Source organism: Xylophilus sp. PBN-3R (assembly GCF_057747805.1).
On the sequence record NZ_CM173225.1, the window covers coordinates 3,275,535 to 3,293,869 of the forward strand.

At 65.4% G+C, this 18,335-nt stretch carries 18 protein-coding genes; 7 read left to right on the forward strand and 11 right to left on the reverse strand.

The window, feature by feature from the left end:
- Positions 1-82 precede the first annotated feature (82 nt).
- Positions 83-400 (forward strand): DUF4148 domain-containing protein, encoded by a 318-nt coding sequence (locus tag AC3ANW_RS15535; RefSeq protein WP_488341749.1) that lies wholly within the window; start codon positions 83-85, stop codon positions 398-400.
- On the opposite strand, the gene AC3ANW_RS15540 is transcribed toward AC3ANW_RS15535, so the two are convergent.
- The 5 genes from AC3ANW_RS15540 to AC3ANW_RS15560 are packed head-to-tail and all read right to left on the reverse strand — an operon-like array spanning position 397 to position 5,108.
- The gene (locus AC3ANW_RS15540; protein ID WP_488341750.1) at positions 397-1,431 is read right to left on the reverse strand and encodes a branched-chain amino acid ABC transporter permease; all 1,035 of its coding nucleotides are present in this window, start codon (positions 1,429-1,431) and stop codon (positions 397-399) included. The genes AC3ANW_RS15535 and AC3ANW_RS15540 overlap by 4 nt on opposite strands.
- Positions 1,432-1,435: 4 nt before the next feature.
- Entirely contained in the window at positions 1,436-2,311 is an 876-nt protein-coding gene (locus tag AC3ANW_RS15545) for a branched-chain amino acid ABC transporter permease (RefSeq protein WP_488341751.1), read from the reverse strand.
- Positions 2,312-2,335: 24 nt separating this feature from the next.
- Positions 2,336-3,532, reverse strand: coding sequence for an ABC transporter substrate-binding protein (locus AC3ANW_RS15550; RefSeq protein ID WP_488341752.1), 1,197 nt, complete (start codon positions 3,530-3,532; stop codon positions 2,336-2,338).
- A gap of 51 nt (positions 3,533-3,583) precedes the next feature.
- Complete coding sequence (locus AC3ANW_RS15555; protein ID WP_488341753.1) at positions 3,584-4,333, reverse strand: ABC transporter ATP-binding protein; 750 nt, start codon at positions 4,331-4,333, stop codon at positions 3,584-3,586.
- A 1-nt stretch (position 4,334) separates the two neighbouring features.
- Positions 4,335-5,108, reverse strand: a complete 774-nt coding sequence (locus AC3ANW_RS15560; RefSeq protein ID WP_488341754.1) for an ABC transporter ATP-binding protein — start codon at positions 5,106-5,108, stop codon at positions 4,335-4,337.
- Between the two features lie 320 nt (positions 5,109-5,428).
- On the opposite strand from AC3ANW_RS15560, the gene AC3ANW_RS15565 reads away from it, so the two are divergent.
- From AC3ANW_RS15565 to egtD, 4 genes are all read left to right on the forward strand, one after another.
- Entirely contained in the window at positions 5,429-5,650 is a 222-nt protein-coding gene (locus tag AC3ANW_RS15565) for a CsbD family protein (RefSeq protein WP_488341755.1), read from the forward strand.
- Between the two features lie 54 nt (positions 5,651-5,704).
- Positions 5,705-6,277: a hypothetical protein gene (locus tag AC3ANW_RS15570; protein ID WP_488341756.1), complete on the forward strand. Its 573-nt coding sequence runs from the start codon at positions 5,705-5,707 to the stop codon at positions 6,275-6,277.
- Between the two features lie 101 nt (positions 6,278-6,378).
- Positions 6,379-7,680 (forward strand): ergothioneine biosynthesis protein EgtB, encoded by a 1,302-nt coding sequence (gene egtB, locus AC3ANW_RS15575; RefSeq protein WP_488341757.1) that lies wholly within the window; start codon positions 6,379-6,381, stop codon positions 7,678-7,680.
- Entirely contained in the window at positions 7,681-8,685 is a 1,005-nt protein-coding gene (gene egtD, locus AC3ANW_RS15580; protein ID WP_488341758.1) for an L-histidine N(alpha)-methyltransferase, read from the forward strand.
- Positions 8,686-8,703: 18 nt separating this feature from the next.
- Here egtD and AC3ANW_RS15585 read toward each other — a convergent pair whose 3' ends face one another.
- Positions 8,704-9,960: an MFS transporter gene (locus AC3ANW_RS15585; protein WP_488341759.1), complete on the reverse strand. Its 1,257-nt coding sequence runs from the start codon at positions 9,958-9,960 to the stop codon at positions 8,704-8,706.
- Positions 9,961-10,031: 71 nt separating this feature from the next.
- Between AC3ANW_RS15585 and AC3ANW_RS15590 the strand changes: the two genes are divergently transcribed.
- Positions 10,032-10,898, forward strand: coding sequence for an AraC family transcriptional regulator (locus AC3ANW_RS15590; protein ID WP_488341760.1), 867 nt, complete (start codon positions 10,032-10,034; stop codon positions 10,896-10,898).
- A 53-nt stretch (positions 10,899-10,951) separates the two neighbouring features.
- Entirely contained in the window at positions 10,952-12,862 is a 1,911-nt protein-coding gene (locus AC3ANW_RS15595; protein ID WP_488341761.1) for a potassium transporter Kup, read from the forward strand.
- A 25-nt stretch (positions 12,863-12,887) separates the two neighbouring features.
- On the opposite strand, the gene pncA is transcribed toward AC3ANW_RS15595, so the two are convergent.
- From pncA to AC3ANW_RS15620, 5 genes are read right to left on the reverse strand one after another with little or no spacing between them, the layout of a single operon-like run.
- Entirely contained in the window at positions 12,888-13,607 is a 720-nt protein-coding gene (pncA, locus tag AC3ANW_RS15600) for a bifunctional nicotinamidase/pyrazinamidase (RefSeq protein ID WP_488341762.1), read from the reverse strand.
- 35 nt (positions 13,608-13,642) lie between these two features.
- The gene (locus AC3ANW_RS15605; protein ID WP_488341763.1) at positions 13,643-14,383 is read right to left on the reverse strand and encodes an ABC transporter ATP-binding protein; all 741 of its coding nucleotides are present in this window, start codon (positions 14,381-14,383) and stop codon (positions 13,643-13,645) included.
- A 1-nt stretch (position 14,384) separates the two neighbouring features.
- On the reverse strand, positions 14,385-15,155 hold the full coding sequence (locus AC3ANW_RS15610) for an ABC transporter ATP-binding protein (protein ID WP_488341764.1): 771 nt from the start codon (positions 15,153-15,155) through the stop codon (positions 14,385-14,387).
- Positions 15,152-17,080, reverse strand: coding sequence for an ABC transporter permease (locus tag AC3ANW_RS15615; RefSeq protein ID WP_488341765.1), 1,929 nt, complete (start codon positions 17,078-17,080; stop codon positions 15,152-15,154). The genes AC3ANW_RS15610 and AC3ANW_RS15615 overlap by 4 nt, the downstream gene beginning before the upstream one ends.
- Positions 17,081-17,094: 14 nt before the next feature.
- A complete protein-coding gene (locus AC3ANW_RS15620) occupies positions 17,095-18,312 on the reverse strand; it encodes an ABC transporter substrate-binding protein (RefSeq protein ID WP_488341766.1) in 1,218 nt (405 codons plus the stop codon).
- Between the last annotated feature and the right edge of the window lie 23 nt (positions 18,313-18,335).

Consider the following 18,335-nt stretch of genomic DNA (forward strand, 5'->3'; position numbering starts at 1 on the left):
ATTCGTAATCGCAATGTCCGGGCAACGACGGCATCGGCTTGCCACAGTGAGGCGTCTTCTCTACATCCATCAAAGGAAATACATGAAAATCCGTTGCATCGCAAGCCTCGCCACCCTGGCATCGGTGGCCGCCATCGCCGCCCCGGCGATGGCCTACCAGGTCATCACACCAACCTCGGACGAACGTGGCTACGTCGCCAGACGGGATCCAAGCGTGCAGGGCAAGACCCGTGAACAGGTGAAGGCCGAACTGGCAGAGGCCCGGGCACACAACCCGAGTGCGGTGCGGCTGGGTGTATTTCCCACGCCGCGCTCTACGGTGGTCGCCGACAGTTCGGCGATCCACCGACAGGCGCATGACGCGGCGCGCCTGCAGCTCCAGCCGCAGTACCGCAACTAATCCTGGCCGGCCGCGCCCGCCGAATGGACAGCACGGGCCGGACGGCTACGCGGCCGCATCCAGCGGCCCACCAGCGCCTGCGCCTCGCCCATCATGCCGCGGCGGAAGGCCAGTACGCAGACGACGAAGATCAGGCCGGTGACCATGGTGACCGACTCGCCCAGGGTGCCGAACCAGCCGATGCCGGTGAGCGATGCGATGCCGTTGCCGATCTCGCCCAGCTTGTTCTCGAGCATCACCACCACCGCCGAGCCCACCAGCGGGCCGGACAAGGTGCCCATGCCACCGACGAGGGTCATCAGGATCACGCCGCCCGACGCCGTCCAGTGCACATCGGACAGCGTGGCGAAACCCAGCACCAGCGTCTTCAGCGAACCCGCGAGGCCGGACAACGCGGCCGACAGCACGAAGGCCAGCAGCTTGAACCGATGGGTGTCGTAACCCAGCGATACGGCACGCGGCTCGTTCTCCTTGATGCCCTTCAGCACCTGGCCGAAAGGCGAATGCACGGTACGCACGATGAGCACGAATGCCGCCACCACCACCGCCAGCGTGAGGTAGTACATGTGCAGGTCGTCCGACAGGTCGAACAGCCCGAACAGCTTGCCGCGGGGCACGCCCTGCATGCCGTCCTCGCCGCCGGTGAACGGTGCCTGCAAGGCGGCGAAAAACACCATCTGCGCCAGTGCCAGCGTGATCATGGCGAAATAGATGCCCTGCCGGCGGATGGCCAGCAGGCCGAACACCCAGCCCAGCGCGGCGCCCACCGCCGTGCCGAGCAGCAGACTGATTTCGGGCGTTGCGCCCCAGGCCCGGACCGCATAGCCGGTGACATAGGCCGAACCGCCGAAAAACGCGGCATGGCCGAAGGACAGCAGACCGGTGAAACCCAGCAGCAGGTTGAAGGCCGCGGCGAACAGGGCGAAGCACATGAGCTTCATCACGAACACCGGATACGCACCGGCGAAGGGCGCCATCAGCAGGGCCAGCAAAAGCAGTCCGTAGCAGATCAGAGGCAGTGTCTTTTTCATCTTGTCACGCCTCTTTCCCGAACAGGCCCGCGGGCCGCACCAGCAATACCACGACCATGATGAGGAACACGACGGTGGAGGATGCCTCGGGGTAGAAAACCTTGGTCAGCCCTTCGATGACACCCAACCCCAGGCCGGTGACGACGGAGCCGAGGATGGAACCCATGCCGCCGATCACCACCACCGCGAACACCACGATGATCAGGTTCTGCCCCATCAACGGCGTCACCTGGATGACCGGTGCAGCCAGCACGCCGGCGAAGGCGGCCAGCGCCACGCCGAAGCCGTAGGTCAGCGTCACCATCAAGGGCACGTTGATGCCGAAGGCCTCGACCAGCCGCGGGTTCTCGGTGCCGGCCCTCAGGTAGGCGCCGAGCTTGGTCTTCTCGATCAGGAACCAGGTCGCCAGGCAGATGGTGATCGACACCACCACCACCCAGGCCCGGTAGTTGGGCAGCATCATGAAACCCACGCTGGTGGCGCCGTCCAGCAGTTCCGGCGGGTCGTAGCCCAGGCCCGAGACGCCATAAATGGAGCGGAACACACCTTCGATGAGCAGCGTCAGCCCGAGCGTCAGCAGCAGACCGTAAAGCGGGTCGAGCCGGTAGATGCGCCGCAGCAGCAGGCGTTCGATGACGATGCCGAAGATGCCCACCAATATCGGCGCCACGATGAGCATCACCCAGTAGTTGATCTCGAAATAGGTGAGGCCCATCCATGCGAACAGGGCACCCATCATGAACAGCGCGCCATGAGTGAAGTTGATCACCCCCAGCAGGCCGAAGATCACGGCCAGCCCCAGGCTCAACATGGCATAGAAGGAGCCGTTGACCAAGCCCAGCAAGAGCTGACTGAGAAGGGCTGGCAATGAGACGTTCATGAAGAAATTTCGGTCAGCTGTTGGTCATTTCCAGGTGGCGCATTTCGTCTCGGCCTTGGTGGTGAAGACCTGTTCACCCGGCAAGGTCGCGATCACCTTCAGGTAGTCCCACGGCTTCTTGGATTCGGCCGGCGACTTGGCTTCGACCAGGTACATGTCGTGGATGAAACTGCCGTCTTCGCGGATGTAGCCCTTGCCGTAGAAGTCGTCGATCTTCATGCTCTTCAGCTGCGCCATGACCTTGTCCGAATCGGTGGTCTTGGCTGCCTGCACCGCCTTGAGGTAGGTGGTGACGGCCGAGTAGTCGGCGGCCTGCACGTCGGTCGGCATGCGTTTGGTCTTCTCGAAGAAACGCTGGCCGAACTGGCGGCTGGCGTCGTTGCGGTCCCAGTACCAGCTGGTGGTGTGCAGCAGGCCTTCGGTGTTCTTCAGGCCCAGGCTGTGGATGTCGGTCAGGAACACCAGCAGGCCGGCAGTCTTCATGGTCTTGTTGATGCCGAATTCACGCGCCGCCTTGATGGCGTTGATGGTGTCGCCACCCGCGTTCGCCAGGCCCAGGATCTGCGCCTTGGAGTTCTGCGCCTGCAGCAGGAAGGAAGAGAAGTCGGAGGCGTTGAGCGGATGCCGCACCGCGCCCACCACCGTGCCGCCCTTCGCCTTGACCACGGCCGTGGTGTCGGCTTCCAGGGCATGGCCGAAGGCGTAGTCGGCCGTCAGGAAGAACCAGCTCTTGCCGCCACGTTCGACCACGGCAGAACCGGTGCCCTTGGCCAGCGCCACGGTGTCGTACGCGTAGTGCACGGTGTACGGGCTGCACTGTTCGTTGGTGAGTGCCGATGTGCCGGCGCCGTTGTTGAAGTAGACCCGTTTCTTCTCTTGCGCCACCTTGGCCGTGGCCAGGGCGGTGCCCGAATTGGTGCCGCCGAAGATCATGGTCACGCCCTGCGTGTCTATCCATTCGCGGGCCTTGCTGGCGGCGATGTCGGCCTTGTTCTGGTGGTCGGCGGTGAGCAGCTCGATCGGCTGGCCCAGCACCTTGCCGCCGAAGTCGTCGATGGCCATCTGGATGGCGGTGACGCCGTTCTTGCCTTCGAGGTCGGCGTACAGGCTGGACATGTCGGTGACGAAACCGATCTTGACCTTTTCCTGGGCCTGCGCGGCCGAGGCCGCCAGGCCGCAGGCGGCGAGTGCGAGGACGAGGGTGCGGACCCGGTGTTGCATGGCTTGTCTCCTTCGTTGTTGATCGGTTTTTAAAGACTCTGTCGATGGCGCTCAGACGTTGAGCAGGGCGTCCAGCGTGGCGCGCTTGGCCTCGAGCTGGGCGGCCACGAACTGCATGGCGATGCGGCCGTGTTCCATCACGTAGAAACGGTCGGCCAGCGGTGCGGCGAAACGGAAGTTCTGCTCGACCATCACGATGGTGTAGCCACGCGAACGCAGGGTGACGATCATCCGGGCCAGGGCCTGCACGATGACCGGCGCCAGGCCTTCGGAAATCTCGTCCAGCAGCAGCAGCCGAGCGCCGGTGCGCAGGATGCGTGCCACCGCCAGCATCTGCTGCTCGCCACCCGACAGCCGCGTGCCCGGGCTGTGGCGGCGCTCGGCCAGGTTCGGGAACATGTCGTAAATCTCTTCCAGCGGCATGCCAGAACCGGTCTGCTCGGTGCCTTTGAGGCGCGGCGGCAGCAGCAGGTTTTCTTCACAGGTCAGGCTGGCGAAGATGCCGCGTTCTTCCGGGCAGTAACCGATGCCGCAATGCGCGATGCGGTAGGTCGGCATGGCGATGGTTTCATGCCCGTACACCTTGATCGACCCGGTGCGGCGGCCGGCCAGTCCCATGATGGAACGCAGCGTGGTCGTGCGGCCCGCGCCGTTGCGCCCCAGCAGGGTGACCACCTCGCCTGGCTGCACCAGCATGTCGACACCGTGCAGCACATGCGATTCGCCGTACCAGGCCTGCAGATCGCTTATTTCCAGGGCGGGCGTGTTCTCGAGCGTCGAATCGGAAGCGCTGACCAGCATGTCAATGCCCCCCGGCCTGCAACGCGGCGTCGGGCGTACCCATATAGGCCTCCATCACCTGCGGATTGGCCGACACCTCGGCGTAGTTGCCCTCCGCCAGCACCTGGCCGCGTTGCAGCACGGTGATTCGGTCGGCGATGGTCGAGACCACCTTCATGTTGTGTTCCACCATCAGCACGGTGCGGCCCGCCGCCACCTTGCGGATGAGCGCGGTGACCCGGTCGACGTCTTCATGGCCCATGCCTTGCGTGGGTTCGTCGAGCAGCATCAGTTCGGGCTCCATCGCCAGGGTGGTGGCGATCTCCAGCGCACGTTTGCGGCCGTAGGGCATGGCGGCGGTGTCGGCTTCGGCGAGGTCAGCCAGGCCGACCTCGGCCAGCAGTTCCATGGCCCGGCCGTCCAGCGTGCGCAGCGAACGTTCGCTGCGCCAGAAATGCATGGTGGTTCCCAGCTTGCGCTGCAGCCCCAGGCGCACGTTCTCGAGCGGTGTGAGATGCGGAAACACCGCCGAGATCTGGAACGACCGGATGATGCCCAGCCGCGCGATCTGCGCGGGTCGCAGCGCGGTGATGTCCTGTCCGTTGAATTCGATGCGGCCGGCGCTCGGCGGCAGGAACTTGGTCAGCAGGTTGAAGCAGGTGGTCTTGCCCGCGCCGTTGGGGCCGATGAGGGCATGGATGCTGCCCCGGCGCACCGAAAGGTCGACGCCCTGTACCGCGCTGAAACCGCGGAAGGTCTTGCTGAGCTGGTGCGTCTGAAGGATCACGTCGTCCATGCGGGCGGTCGGCTCATGTAGGTGGTGTCGCCGCATTCTGGAAGTGGATATGCGCGCTGCCATCAGGACAAGTTCCTAGGCTGGAACCCTTGTCGTCCAAACCCGGGTTGGGCGACGTTCGAACCGTGCCGTCAAATGAAGGCGAGGTGTGCCGAAGTGAGTGATGGCACAAACCGTAGGTCGGTGCCTACACCCCTTGGGGGGCGTTTCCTATCGGCCATTTCGTGCCGTCGACCTAGAGTCCGACCACGGTTGTGAATGCAGGTTCAGACACATACCGGAACTCAAAAAAACACAGTACCAACAAGAAGGAGATCGCCATGACCAGCGAACGTACTCAAGGCAACTGGCTTCAGTTCAAGGGCAAGGTGAAAGAGCAGTGGGGCAAGCTCACCGACGACGATCTGGACGTCATCGAAGGCAAGCGTGAACAGCTCATCGGACGCATCAAGGAACGCCATGCCATCGAGCATGACGAAGCAGAGCGCCAGGTAGCCGACTGGCACCACAAGAACCCCAGCTTCTTCTTCGAGAAGTCCTGAGAAATTCCAAAAAAGATTCCGAGTTTTCCATACAGCATCCAGGAGCCATCCATCATGAAAAAAGCACTCATCGCCATCGCCATTGCCTCCACCTTCGTCAGCTTCGGCGCCAGCGCCATGACCAAGGAAGAACACAAGGCCGGCAAGGACCAGATCGAAGCCACCTACAAGACCGACAAGAAGGCTTGTGACGCGATGAAGGACAACGCCAAGGACATCTGCGTGTCCGAAGCCAAGGGCAAGGAAAAGGTCGCCAAGGCCGAACTGGAAGCCGGATACAAGCCGGGAGCCAAGGCCGACATGAAGGTGCGTGACGCCAAGGCCGACGCCGCCTACGACACCGCCAAGGAAAAGTGCGACGACCAGACCGGTAATGCCAAGGATGTCTGCGTGAAGGATGCCAAGGCTGCACAAGTCGCAGCCAAGGCCGACGCCAAGGTCGCAAAGACGGCAGCCGACGCCAAAATGGGCGACGCATCGGCCTCCAAGGTCGCCGACGAACGCAAGGACGCATCCAAGGACAAGCGCGAAGCCGAATACAAGGCCGCCAAGGAACGTTGCGATTCGATGGCCGGTGCCGCCAAGGACACCTGCCAGGCAGATGCAAAGACCAAGTTCGGCATGTGATCTTGTCGAGACGGCTGACGGTTTTCAACAGACGCTGCTAGCCTGACTTGCGAACGACCGGGGACACTTCCGGTCGTTCGCATTTTTGTTTCGGACCCCACATGCAAGACACCGCACGACCCTCGCCGGCTTCGATCGACGTATCTGCGCCGCGCCTCGAATGGTGCCGGCGGCTGGCTTCCGTCCGCGCCGATACGGTGCAGTTGGCCAGCATGCTTTCGGGGGAAGACCAGTGCGTCCAGTCCATGCCGGACGCCAGTCCGGTCAAGTGGCACCTGGCCCACACCACCTGGTTTTTCGAGACGGTGCTGCTGCCACGCAGCGGTGTGCCTTATGCGGCCTTCGACGTCCGGTTCGCCTACCTCTTCAACTCCTATTACGAATCGCTCGGCCCGCGCCATCCGCGTCCGCAGCGTGGCCTGCTCACCCGTCCCGGCCTGGCAGAAGTGATGGCCTATCGCGCGCATGTGGATGCCGCGCTCGAACTTGCCATCGCCTGCTGCGACGAAGCCGCCTGGGAAGTCGTGCGCCCCATCCTGCTGCTGGGCATCAACCATGAGCAGCAGCACCAGGAACTCATCGTCACCGACGTGTTGCACCTGTTGTCCTGCAACCCCTTGCTGCCCGCCTGGCACGCAGCCGGGCCGGCGCGCCTGAAACTGGCGGCCGACCCGGAACCACACTGGATCGCCATGCCGGGCGGCATCGTCGACATCGGCCGCGACCTGCCTCACGAACAGGAAATCGGCGACGACTTCGCCTTCGACAACGAAACCCCGCGCCACCAGGTGCTGCTGCGGCCCTATGCCATTGCCGACCGGCTGGTGACCTGCGGTGATTTCCTTCGTTTCATCGAGGACGGCGGTTACCGCAAGGCGTCGCTCTGGCTGTCCGACGGATGGTCGGCGGTGAAGGCCCATGACTGGCAGCATCCCGCCTACTGGGTGGCGCCGGACGACGCACGCCTTTCAATGGTCCGGCACGGCGATGGTGAAAACGTGCCCGGCTGGCAGGTGTTCGGGCTCCACGGCCTGCGCCCGCTCGACGCCGATGCAGCCGTGGCGCAACTGAGTTTCTACGAGGCTGCGGCGTATGCCGAATGGGCCGGAGCCCGCCTGCCCACCGAACAGGAATGGGAAGCCGCATTCGGCGCGCCGGGCATCCGCGGCATGACCGGCGAAGTGTGGCAATGGACCCGTTCGTCGTACGACCCCTATCCCGGTTTTCGTCCGCTGCCCGGCGTGGCAGCCGAATACAACGGCAAGTTCATGGTGGGCCAGCTGATCCTGCGGGGCAGCAGTGTCGCCACCCCGGCGGGCCATGCCCGGCCGACCTATCGCAACTTCTTTCCGCCGGCAGCGCGCTGGCAATTCTCGGGCCTGCGGCTCGCAAAGGATGCGTAGATGACCCCTCCCCACCACGCCCCGTCCGCCTCGTCTCCTCAACTGGTACCGGAAGGCCACCGGCCTTCGCCCCCGGCTTCGGGCTCCGCCTTCGAGCGCGACCTCGTCGCCGGGCTGTCAGCATCGCCGCGGTATGTGTCGCCCAAATATTTCTACGACGTGGTCGGCTCGACACTGTTCGAACAGATCTGCGAACTGCCGGAGTACTACCCCACCCGCACCGAGATGGGCCTGCTGTCCCGGCATGCGGCGGACATTGCCACGCTGGCCGGGCCACGCGCCGAAGTGGTGGAGTTCGGTGCCGGTGCATTGCAGAAGATCCGCCTGCTGCTGGACGCCTTCGATTCCCCGTCGGGTTACCTGCCGATCGACATCTCCGGCGACCACCTGAATGCGGCTGCCGCGACCCTGAAACGCGACTACCCTGCCCTGTCGATCCAGCCGGTGGTGGCCGATTACACCCAGCGCCTGCTGCTGCCGGCGCCAGCGGCGGGATCCGGCAAACGCATCGGGTTTTTTCCGGGTTCGACCATCGGCAATTTCACCCCCGCGGAAGCGCTGCGGTTCCTGCAGCTTGCAGCCCAGGTGCTGCGCGGCGGCGCGCTGCTGCTGGGTGCCGACCTGGTCAAGGACCCGGCCACCCTCCACGCCGCCTACAACGACGGCGACGAGGTCACCGCCGCCTTCAACCTGAACCTGTTGGCCCGTGCCAACCGCGAGCTGGGTGCCGATTTCGACCTGTCGCAGTTCGCGCACCACGCGTTCTACAATGTGCCGATGAAACGCATCGAGATGCACCTGGTCAGCAAACGCGACCAGAAGGTGCGGCTGGCGGGCGAAGTGTTCGAGCTTCCCGAAGGCGAATCGATCCACACCGAGAACTCGCACAAGTTCACGGTGAACGGACTGCGTGAACTGGCGGCACAGGCGGGGTTCACCGCAGGCCCGGCCTGGGTCGACGACGACGGCCTGTTCAGCCTGCACTGGCTGCAGGCGCCCGCCTGACCGCTGCCGGGCTTTGCGTCAGGCGGCTGACAACGCCGTGCGGCGCGCCTTGCGCACATTGAAGGCGCTGGCGATCAGCACGGCCTGCACCATCGCCATGCCGATCAGCACGCCGCGCACGTTGCCGCGGTCCATCAGCAGGCCGAAGACCAGCGGTGCCACCGCCTGGCCGATGTCAAGCCCGGCATAGACCACGCCGTAGACACGGCCGGTGGCATTTTCCGGGGTGGAGCGTTTCACCAGCAGATCCCGCGACGGGCCGGCGGTGCCTGCGGCGAAACCCATCAGCGCGAACAGCAGCAGGACCACCGCGGCGGACATGTCCAGGAAAGCCATGGCCAGCGCCATGCAGGCCGCCGCGCCGAAACCTGATCCGACGATACGTTCGCAGCGCTGCGGATCGGACGCCAGGAAACCGCCCACGACCATGCCGCCGGCCGAAGCCACCATGTAGATGGTCAGGCACATCGCCGCCAGCGCCACCGGCACGCCGTGCAGCTGGCGGGCGGCTTCGGGCGCGAAGGCCTGCACCGCACTCATCGAGGCAGCGTAGAAAAAGAAGAATCCGAAGCACATCCAGACCGCGGGGATGCGCAGGAAATCGAAACCGCCCGCCACCGGACCGGCGGCCGTCTGCCCGGTTGCTTGCCGGACCTCTTTCCGCCCCAGCACCAGATGGCTGCGCTGCCACACCAGCAGCGCCAGCACCAGGAAGGCCAGAAGGCCCGCCGCAGCCAGCGCCACCCGCCATGAATACGCGACGGCCAGCGGCACCACGAAGGCCGGCGCCAGCGCCCACCCCAGGCTGCCGGTGATGCCGTGCACGCTGTAGGCATGGCCCAGCCGCGTCGGCGCAACACGACGGTTGAACAGCGTGTAGTTGACCGGATGGAACACCCCATTGCCGATACCGCCGACCACCGCGCCGGCCAGCAGCATCCCGTAGTTCTGCGCCACCGAATACAGCAGCGCACCCAGCCCCAGCATTGCCAGGCCGCCGAAAAGCACCGGCCGCGGACTGAACCGATCGACCACGAAACCGGACATCGCCTGCACCGCGCAGGACACCACGAAGAACACCGTCAACACAAAGCCCAGCTCCTGGTAACCCACGCCGAAAGCGTCTTTCAGCCAGGGAAAAAGGGGCGCCAGCAAAAGCTGGCTGAAGTGGCTGATGCCGTGACCCAGCCCGACCAGGCCGATGAGGGTGACGTCGCCCCGAAAGCCGGGAGCCCGGGCGATCGCTGCGGAAGGAGTGGAGGTGGAAGAAGCCATGGCAGCGATGTTAGGCGCGCCGACTTCGGCGGAATTGCGACATAAGGCCAAGTTCCATTGAAAATCAGCCAATGCAGCAAAAGTCACGCGAACGCCGGCCGACGGTGGTGCAGGCGGAAGTCGCCTCCGCCACGCCGCACCTGTTCCAGCCGACCGGCGAAAGACCGGTGCGCGCCAAGCAGCGCCGGCTGAGCGCCGACACCGTGGTGACTCCGCATCACCATCCCTGGCCGCAACTCACCTTGTCGATGCAGGGCGTGGTGCGGTTGACCACCGCGCGCGGCACCATCATCGTCCCGCCGGCCCGCGCGGTCTGGGTGCCGGCCGGCGTGGAGCATTCCATCGACGTGGTCGAGGACGCCGAGTTGCGCACCGTCTACCTGCATGTACTGCAGCCGTCGCCGCAGGACTGCTGGGGCGCCTGCGTGGTACTCGAGTTGGGCCGCCTGCTGCAGGCGCTGCTGCAGTCGCTGGACACGGCGCCGGACCACATCCCGCAGGTATCGGCCGAGCGACAGCGCGCCAGCCACTGCGCGCACGAGCAACTGGTCGCGCCGCTGCTGCATGCCGAACTGGCCAAGGCGCGGCAGGTCCGCATGGGCGTTCCGCTGCCCGATGCCCGCACCGGCGACAAACGCCTGCGTGCGCTGTGCCAGTCGGTGCTCCGTGCACCGGCGCGCAACGCCACCCTGGCCGAATGGTCGGCCGAATCGGGGGCCAGCGAACGCACCGCGGCCCGGCTGTTCCGCAGCGAACTGGGCCTGAGCTGGAAGCAGTGGCGACAACAGGCGCTGCTGGCCCATGCGCTGCCCTTGCTGGCACGCGGCATGCCGGTGGCGCATGTGGCAGCCGCCAGCGGTTATGCCAGCGACAGCGCCTTCATCGCCATGTTCCGTTCGGCCATGGGCCGCTCTCCCCGGCACTTCCGGAGTTTGTGAGCGGAGGTTACCGACTCGGCTAAGCTGCCGGCTTCGCCGCTACCGTCCTGCCCATGGCCCGCCACACTTCCGCCCCAGATTCCCACGCACCGGGCACTTCCGCTCTCACGCTTGCGGCTCTGGGGGTCGTGTTCGGCGACATCGGCACATCGCCGCTGTACGCATTCAAGGAATGCCTGAGCCCGGACCACGGCGTGGTGCTGGACCGGGGCGCGGTGCTCGGCCTGCTGTCGCTGGTGTTCTGGGGCCTGATCCTGGTGGTCACCCTGAAGTACGTCGTCTTCGTGCTGCGTGCCGACCAGGACGGCGAAGGCGGCATCCTGGCGTTGCAGGGCCTGGCCCGCCACGCGCTGCAGGCCGGCAGAAAACCAGGGCGCTCCTGGATGATGCGGCTGATCAGCGTGCTGGGCCTGGTAGGCGCGGCCATGTTCTACGGCGACAGCCTGATCACGCCGGCCATCTCGGTCCTGTCCGCGGTAGAAGGCCTGGAGGTGGCCGCGCCGCAACTCGAACACTGGGTGGTGCCCATCACCCTAGCCGTGCTGGTCGGTCTTTTCATGGTGCAGCGTGTGGGCACGGCGTCGGTCGGCCGCGTCTTCGGGCCGGTGATGCTGCTGTGGTTCGCGGTGCTGGCAGTGGCCGGCGTGTCGCAGATAGCGGCCCACCCCGACGTGCTGGTGGCACTCGACCCGCGCCGGGCCATCGGCTTCTTCGGCAGCCACGGCCCGCAGGCCATCGGCATCCTGGGCGCGGTGTTCCTGGCCTTCACCGGCGGTGAGGCGCTGTACGCCGATATGGGGCATTTCGGCGCCCGCCCCATCCGGCTGGCCTGGAGTTTCATCGCCCTGCCCGCTCTGGCACTGAACTATTTCGGCCAGGGCGCGCTGGTGCTGAACGACGCCACCGCCATGGCCAACCCCTTCTTCCACATGTTCCCCGACTGGGCAGCCATCCCCATGGTGATCCTGGCGGCCTGCGCCACGGTCATCGCATCGCAGGCGGTCATCTCGGGTGCCTTTTCGCTGACCGCCCACGCCATGCGCATGGGTTACCTTCCGCGCATGCGTATCGTGCAGACCTCGCGCGACTCCATCGGCCAGATCTACCTGCCGGGCGTCAACTGGGTGCTGATGGCCGGAGTGCTGGCGCTGGTGCTGGCCTTCAGGAGCTCCGGCGCGCTGGCGGCTGCCTATGGCATCGCCGTGTCCATGACCATGCTCGCCACGACCCTGCTGACGGGCATCGTGGCCTGGCGCCTGTGGCGCTGGAACGGCGTCGCGGTGGCGGTCGGCGTCGCCCTGTTCGCGTTTGTCGACCTGGTCTTCATCGTCGCCAACAGCGTGAAGATCCTGGATGGCGGCTGGCTCACGCTGGTGGTGGCCGCGGTGGCCATCTTCGTGTTCGTCACCTGGTCGCGCGGGCGCCGCATCAGCGAGGCCGCCGCCGCGGAAGAACGTCTTCCGCTGGCGCCCTTCATCGAAAGCCTGGGCGAATACGGCATGCCGCACCGGGTCCGCGGAACGGCGGTGTTCCTGACATCCGATTCGGTCAGCGTGCCGCATGCCCTGCTGCACAACCTCAAGCACAACCAGGTGCTGCATGAACGTGTGGTGGTGATGGAAGTGCGGACCAGCCCGGTGCCGCGGGTGGATGCCAACAACCGCATGATCGCCCACGACCTGGGCCACGGCGTGTGGCGGGTGACGGCACGCCACGGTTTCATGGAAACGCCTGACGTACCCGAATTTTTGAAACTGCTGGCCTATCGCGAAGGCCAGCACATCGAGGCCATGGCGACGTCGTATTTCACCTCGCGCGCCTCGGTCGGCACCGGCCGGCTGGCCGGCCTGGGTACCGTGCGCAAGGCGGTGTTCGCCTGGATGCAGCGCAACGCGGCGCGTGCCCCGGACTACTTCGGCCTGCCGGGCAACCGGCTGATCGAGATCGGGCGACGGGCTACTTGAATATCGTCAAGGACCTCGCAGAAATTCAGACCGCCACTTCACCCGACTGGATGCGTTTGACGCCGGCAGCCGCCATCTGTTTCCAGGCTGCGGCCAGCGAACCGTTCAGGTCGATGGCGCGGGTGGCGTCTTCGATCACATAGACCTCGAAACCTGCCTTGCGCGCGTCCATGGCGGTCCAGGCCACGCAGAAATCGGTCGCCAGACCGGTGACGAAAACCGTCCTGATGGCGCGGGCCTTCAGGTAACCCGCCAGGCCGGTCACCGTCTTGTGGTCGGCTTCCTGGAAGGCCGAATAGCTGTCCATGTCCTTGTGGAAACCCTTGCGGATGATGAGTTGCGCGGTCGGAAGCTTCAGGTCCTTGCCAAGCTCGGCGTCTGCCGTGCCCTGCACACAATGGTCCGGCCACAGCACCTGCTGGCCGTACGCGAGCTGGGTGGTCTCGAACGGCTTCTTGGCGGCGTAGGCACTGGCAAAGGATGCGTGACCCGCCGTGTGCCAGTCCTGCGTGACGACGATGTTCTCGAAAGCCGGGGCCAGCTTGTTGATGACCGGGATGACCTCGTTGCCGCCTTTCACCGCCAGCGTGCCGCCGTCGAGAAAACAGTTCTGGACATCGACCACGATCAGCGCGGCCGAGCCGGGCTTGATGGGCGCAGCGGCCAGCGCGTCGCGGCCCAGGGCAGCAAAGGCGGCCAGCCCGGCGGCGGACTTCAGGACGGCTCGGCGTTGTGTTTTCTGCATGGTGATGGTTCCCCTGTTACCCGGTTTCAAGTTCTCTAGACAGACAGATAGGCCCGACGGACTTCGTCGTTGGCGGCCAGTTCCTTCATCGACGCCTGGTAGCGGATCTGGCCTTTTTCAAGCACATAGGCCCGGTCGGATACCAGTTCGGCGAAGTGCATGTTCTGTTCGGACAGCAGGATGCTCACCCCCTGGCTCTTCAGTTCCAGGATCATGTTGGCCATCTGTTCGACGATGAGCGGGGCGACGCCTTCGGAGGGTTCGTCCAGCAACACCAGATAAGGGTTGCCCATCAGCGTGCGGGCGACGGTGAGCATCTGCTGCTCGCCGCCGCTCATGCGGCCGCCTGGCCGGTCGGGCATTTCGCCCAGGTTGGGGAACAGCTCGAAGAGACGTCCGGGTGTCCAGAGGGGGGCGGCCGTTCCATCGTTCCAGGCGCGGGGCGGCTGGCGGCCGACTTCCAGGTTTTCCATCACCGACAGGTCGGTGAACACGCGCCGGTCCTCCGGCACGAAACCCAGCCCCAGCCGGGCGGCATGGTGCGGCTCGGTGGCCGAAATGTCGTGGCCGCGGAAGGTGATGGCGCCTCTGCGTTTGGCCAACATGCCCATCACCGCCTTGAGTGTGGTCGACTTCCCGGCGCCGTTGCGGCCCATCAGCGCCACCACTTCGCCGCGTTTCACGGTGATGTCCACGTCGTAGAGGATCTGCGCCGCGCCGTACCAGGCCTTCAGGCCGCTGGCCTGCAGCAGCGTTTCGGATGTCGTCACGGCCATGTCAGGCGATCTCTTTCTCGAATGTCTTGCCGCTGCCGAAATACACCTCTTGCACCTTGGGATGGTCTCGGATCTCCAGCGGTTTGCCCTCGGCGATCAGGCGGCCGCGGGCCAGCACGATCATGCGGTCGGCATAGGCGAACACGACGTCCATGCTGTGTTCGGTGAACAGCACTGCCATGCCCCGGTCGATCACCAGTTGTTTGGTCAGCGCCATCAGTGAATTGCGTTCCTTCGGCGCCATGCCGGCGGTGGGTTCGTCCATCAGCAACAGCTTCGGGCTGTTGGACATGGCGATGGCCAGTTCGACCCGCTTGACGTCGCCGTAGGCCAGCACATTGCACGGGCGCTCCGCCTGCGACTTCATGCCGACCTGGTCGAGCAGCGCCAGTGCTTCGTCGCGCTGGTAATCGGCCGCGCGGCGCCACATCGAAAACAGCTGGTCGGCATGCGAGATGAGCGCCATCTGCACGTTTTCGACCACCGTGAGCGAGGCGAAGGTCTCGGCGATCTGGAAGGTGCGTCCGACGCCCTGGCGCCAGACGGCACGCGGCTTGAGGCCGACCAGTTCGGCGCCTTCGAGCCGGATGGAGCCGCGGTCGGCACGCAGTTGGCCGTTGACCATGTTGAAGGTCGTCGACTTGCCCGCGCCGTTGGGGCCGATCAGCGCCAGCAATTCGCCCTTGTGCAGGGTGAAGTCGATGCCGTCGACCGCCTTCACGCCGCCGAAGGACTTGCCCAGGCCGGAAACTTTCAGCAGCGGCGGGTTCATGCCTTCGCCTCCTCGCCCAGCGCCATGGCACGCGACTTCGCGCTGCGGCGGTCGAAAAGATGCTTGGCATATCCGGCTATGCCCTGCGGGAACAGCAGCACCAGCAGCAGGATGATGCCGCCCAGCATCGCCCGCCAGTAGTCGGTGTTGCGGGCCACGGTGTCGTGCAGCCAGTTGAAGGTGACGGCGCCCACCACCGGGCCGGCCAGGGTCTGGATGCCGCCCAGCAGCACCATCACCAGGCCGTCGACCGAGCGACCGACACTCATGGTCTCGGGGGAGATGCTGCCCTTGGAAAATGCGAACAGCGCACCCGCCAGCCCGGCTACCGCGCCGGCGATGACAAAGGCCGCCCACTGCATCTTCTTGACGTCGATGCCGATGGCGTCGGCCCGCAGGCCGGAATCCCGTCCGGCCCGCAACGCATAACCGAAAGGCGAGAACAGCACCCGGCGCAGCCACAAAATGCCGCCACCGACCAGCAGCAGCGTCAGCCAGTAATAAGCCTTCTTGTCGGACAGCCATTCCGCAGGCCAGACGCCGGTCAGGCCATTGCTGCCGCCGGTGAATTCGTCCCACTGGTAGACGATGGCCCACGCGATCTGCGCGAACGCCAGGGTGAGCATGGCCAGGTACACACCCGACAGCCTCACCGAGAACCAGCCGAAAATCAACGCGCCGATGGCCGCCACGACGGGTGCGCCGATCAGGGCGACTTCCATCGGCCAGCCAGCCGCCCGCACCAGCAGGGCGGCGCCGTAGGCCCCCAGTCCGAAGTAGGCCGCGTGGCCGAAGGAATGCATGCCTGCCGGACCCATGATGAAGTGCAGGCTCACGGCGAACAGCGCGGCGATCATCAGGTCGATGGCCAGCACGGTGACATAAGGCGCGCTGACGGTGAAGAGCGGCAGCAGTGCCAGCAGCGCGGCCAGCACACCGGCCGCCGCCAGGAAGGTCCTGCCCGGCCGGCGCAGCGGTTCTTCGGCCATGCCCTGCTGGCGCGACGGCGCCTGCGGCCGGCCCATCAGCCCCCACGGGCGCCACACCAGCACGGCGGCCATCACCAGGAACTCGACCACCAGCGTGGCCTTGGAAAAAGAAACGCTGACACCGAAGATCTCGACCACACCCAGCCACACGCAGATGGCCTTGACCTCGGCGATCAGCAGCGCCGCCACATAGGCACCGGGTATGGAACCCATGCCGCCCACCACCACCACCACGAAGGCGGCGCCGATGGCGGTCAGGTCGAGGTCGAGCGTGGCCGGTTCACGCGGCAGTTGCAGGGCGCCGCCGAGGCCACCCAGCAAGGCCCCGAGGGCGAAAACCGCAGTGAACAGCCAGGCCTGGTTGACACCCAGCGCGCTGACCATTTCGCGGTCTTGCGTGGCGGCGCGCACCAGCGTTCCCCAGCGGGTCCGGGTGAGCAGCAGCCACAGCAGGCCCAGCACCACCGGCCCGACCACCACCAGGAACAGGTCGTATTGCGGGAACTGCCGCCCCAGGATGGAAACGGACCCCTTGAGGCCCGGCGCACGCGGACCCAGCAGTTCTTCAGGCCCCCACAGCCACAAGGCCGCGTCGCGGATCACCAGCACCAGCGCGAAGGTGGCCAGCAGCTGGAAGAGTTCGGGCGCCTTGTAGATGCGCCGCAGCAGCAGCATTTCGATCGCAGCGCCCAGCACGGCCACCACCACCGCCGCCAGCGGCAGCGCCATCCAGAAACCTGCTGCACCCATGAAGGAACCGAGGTAGCCGGCCAGCGCATAAGCCACATATACGCCGAGCATGAAGAACGAACCGTGCGCGAAGTTGACGATGCGGGTGACGCCGAAAATCAGCGACAGGCCGGCAGCGACCAGGAACTGCGACGAAGCGCCCGCCAGCCCGTTGAGCAACTGGACGACAAAACCTGAGAGATCCATGGGAGCCGTGGCCTTTAGTCGGGCGAACGCGATTTCTTGACGTCGGCCGCAGGCGGCTGGAACTTCGCGCCGTCGAGGTAGACGTAATCGACCATCACGCCCTTGCCGTTCTCGTTCTTCGTCTTGCCGACGAAGGCGCCCATGGTCGACTGGTGGTCTTCGGGCCGGAATCCGATGGTGCCGAAGGGCGTCGGCACCTGCAGGCCGCTGAAGGCCGTCACCAGCTTGGCGGTCTCGGTGCTTTTTGCCTTGTTCATGCCCGCGGCCGCCGCCTTGATCATGCTGTAGCCGACCACTGAACCCAGGCGCGGGTAGTCCTTGAACTTTGCGTGATAGGCCAGGAAAAACGCCTTGTGTTCGGGCGTCTGGATACCGTACCAGGGGTAGCCGGTGACGATCCAGCCGTTGGGCGCCTCGTCCTTCAGCGGGTCCAGGTATTCGGGTTCGCCGGTGAGCACGCTGACCACGGCGGTCTTCTCGAACAGGCCGCGGGTGTTGCCTTCGCGGACGAACTTGGAGAGGTCGGCCGCGAACAGCACGTTGAAGATGGCGTCGGGCTTGGCATCGGCCAGGGCCTGCACCACGCTGCCGGCGTCCAGCTTGCCCAGCGGCGGCGCCTGTTCGGCGACGAATTCCACATCGGGCTGCGCCGCCTTCAGCAGGGTCTTGAAGGCGGCCACGGCCGACTGGCCGTATTCGTAGTTGGGGTAGACGATGGCCCAGCGTTTCTTCTTGAGCTTGACGGCTTCGGGCACCAGCATCGCGGCCTGCATGTAGGTGCCGGGGCGCAGGCGGAAGGTGTACGGGTTGCCGCCCTGCCAGGTCATCTTGTCGGTCAGGGGTTCGCCGGCCAGGAAGAAGAACTTCTTCTGCTTGGCGAAGTCGGCCACCGCCAGGCCGGTGTTCGACAGGAAGGTGCCGGCCAGCATGTCGACCTTTTCACGCGATACCAGTTCTTCGGCCATGCGCACCGCATCGCCCGGGTTGGCGTTGTCGTCGCGGGTGACGACTTCCAGCTTTTTGCCGTTGACGCCGCCGGCCGCATTGACCTCTTCGACCGCGAGTTCCATGCCCTTCTTGTAGGGCTCCAGGAACGCGGCCTGCGCCTTGTAGCTGTTGATCTCGCCGATGCGCACCACGTTCTGGGCGAAGGCAGGCACGGTGGCCAGCGTCGCGGTTACGGCAAGGGCGGCAAAGGCCGACGAGGGAATCAGTCGACGCAGCTTGTTCATCTGGAAAACTCCTGGAAGGGAAA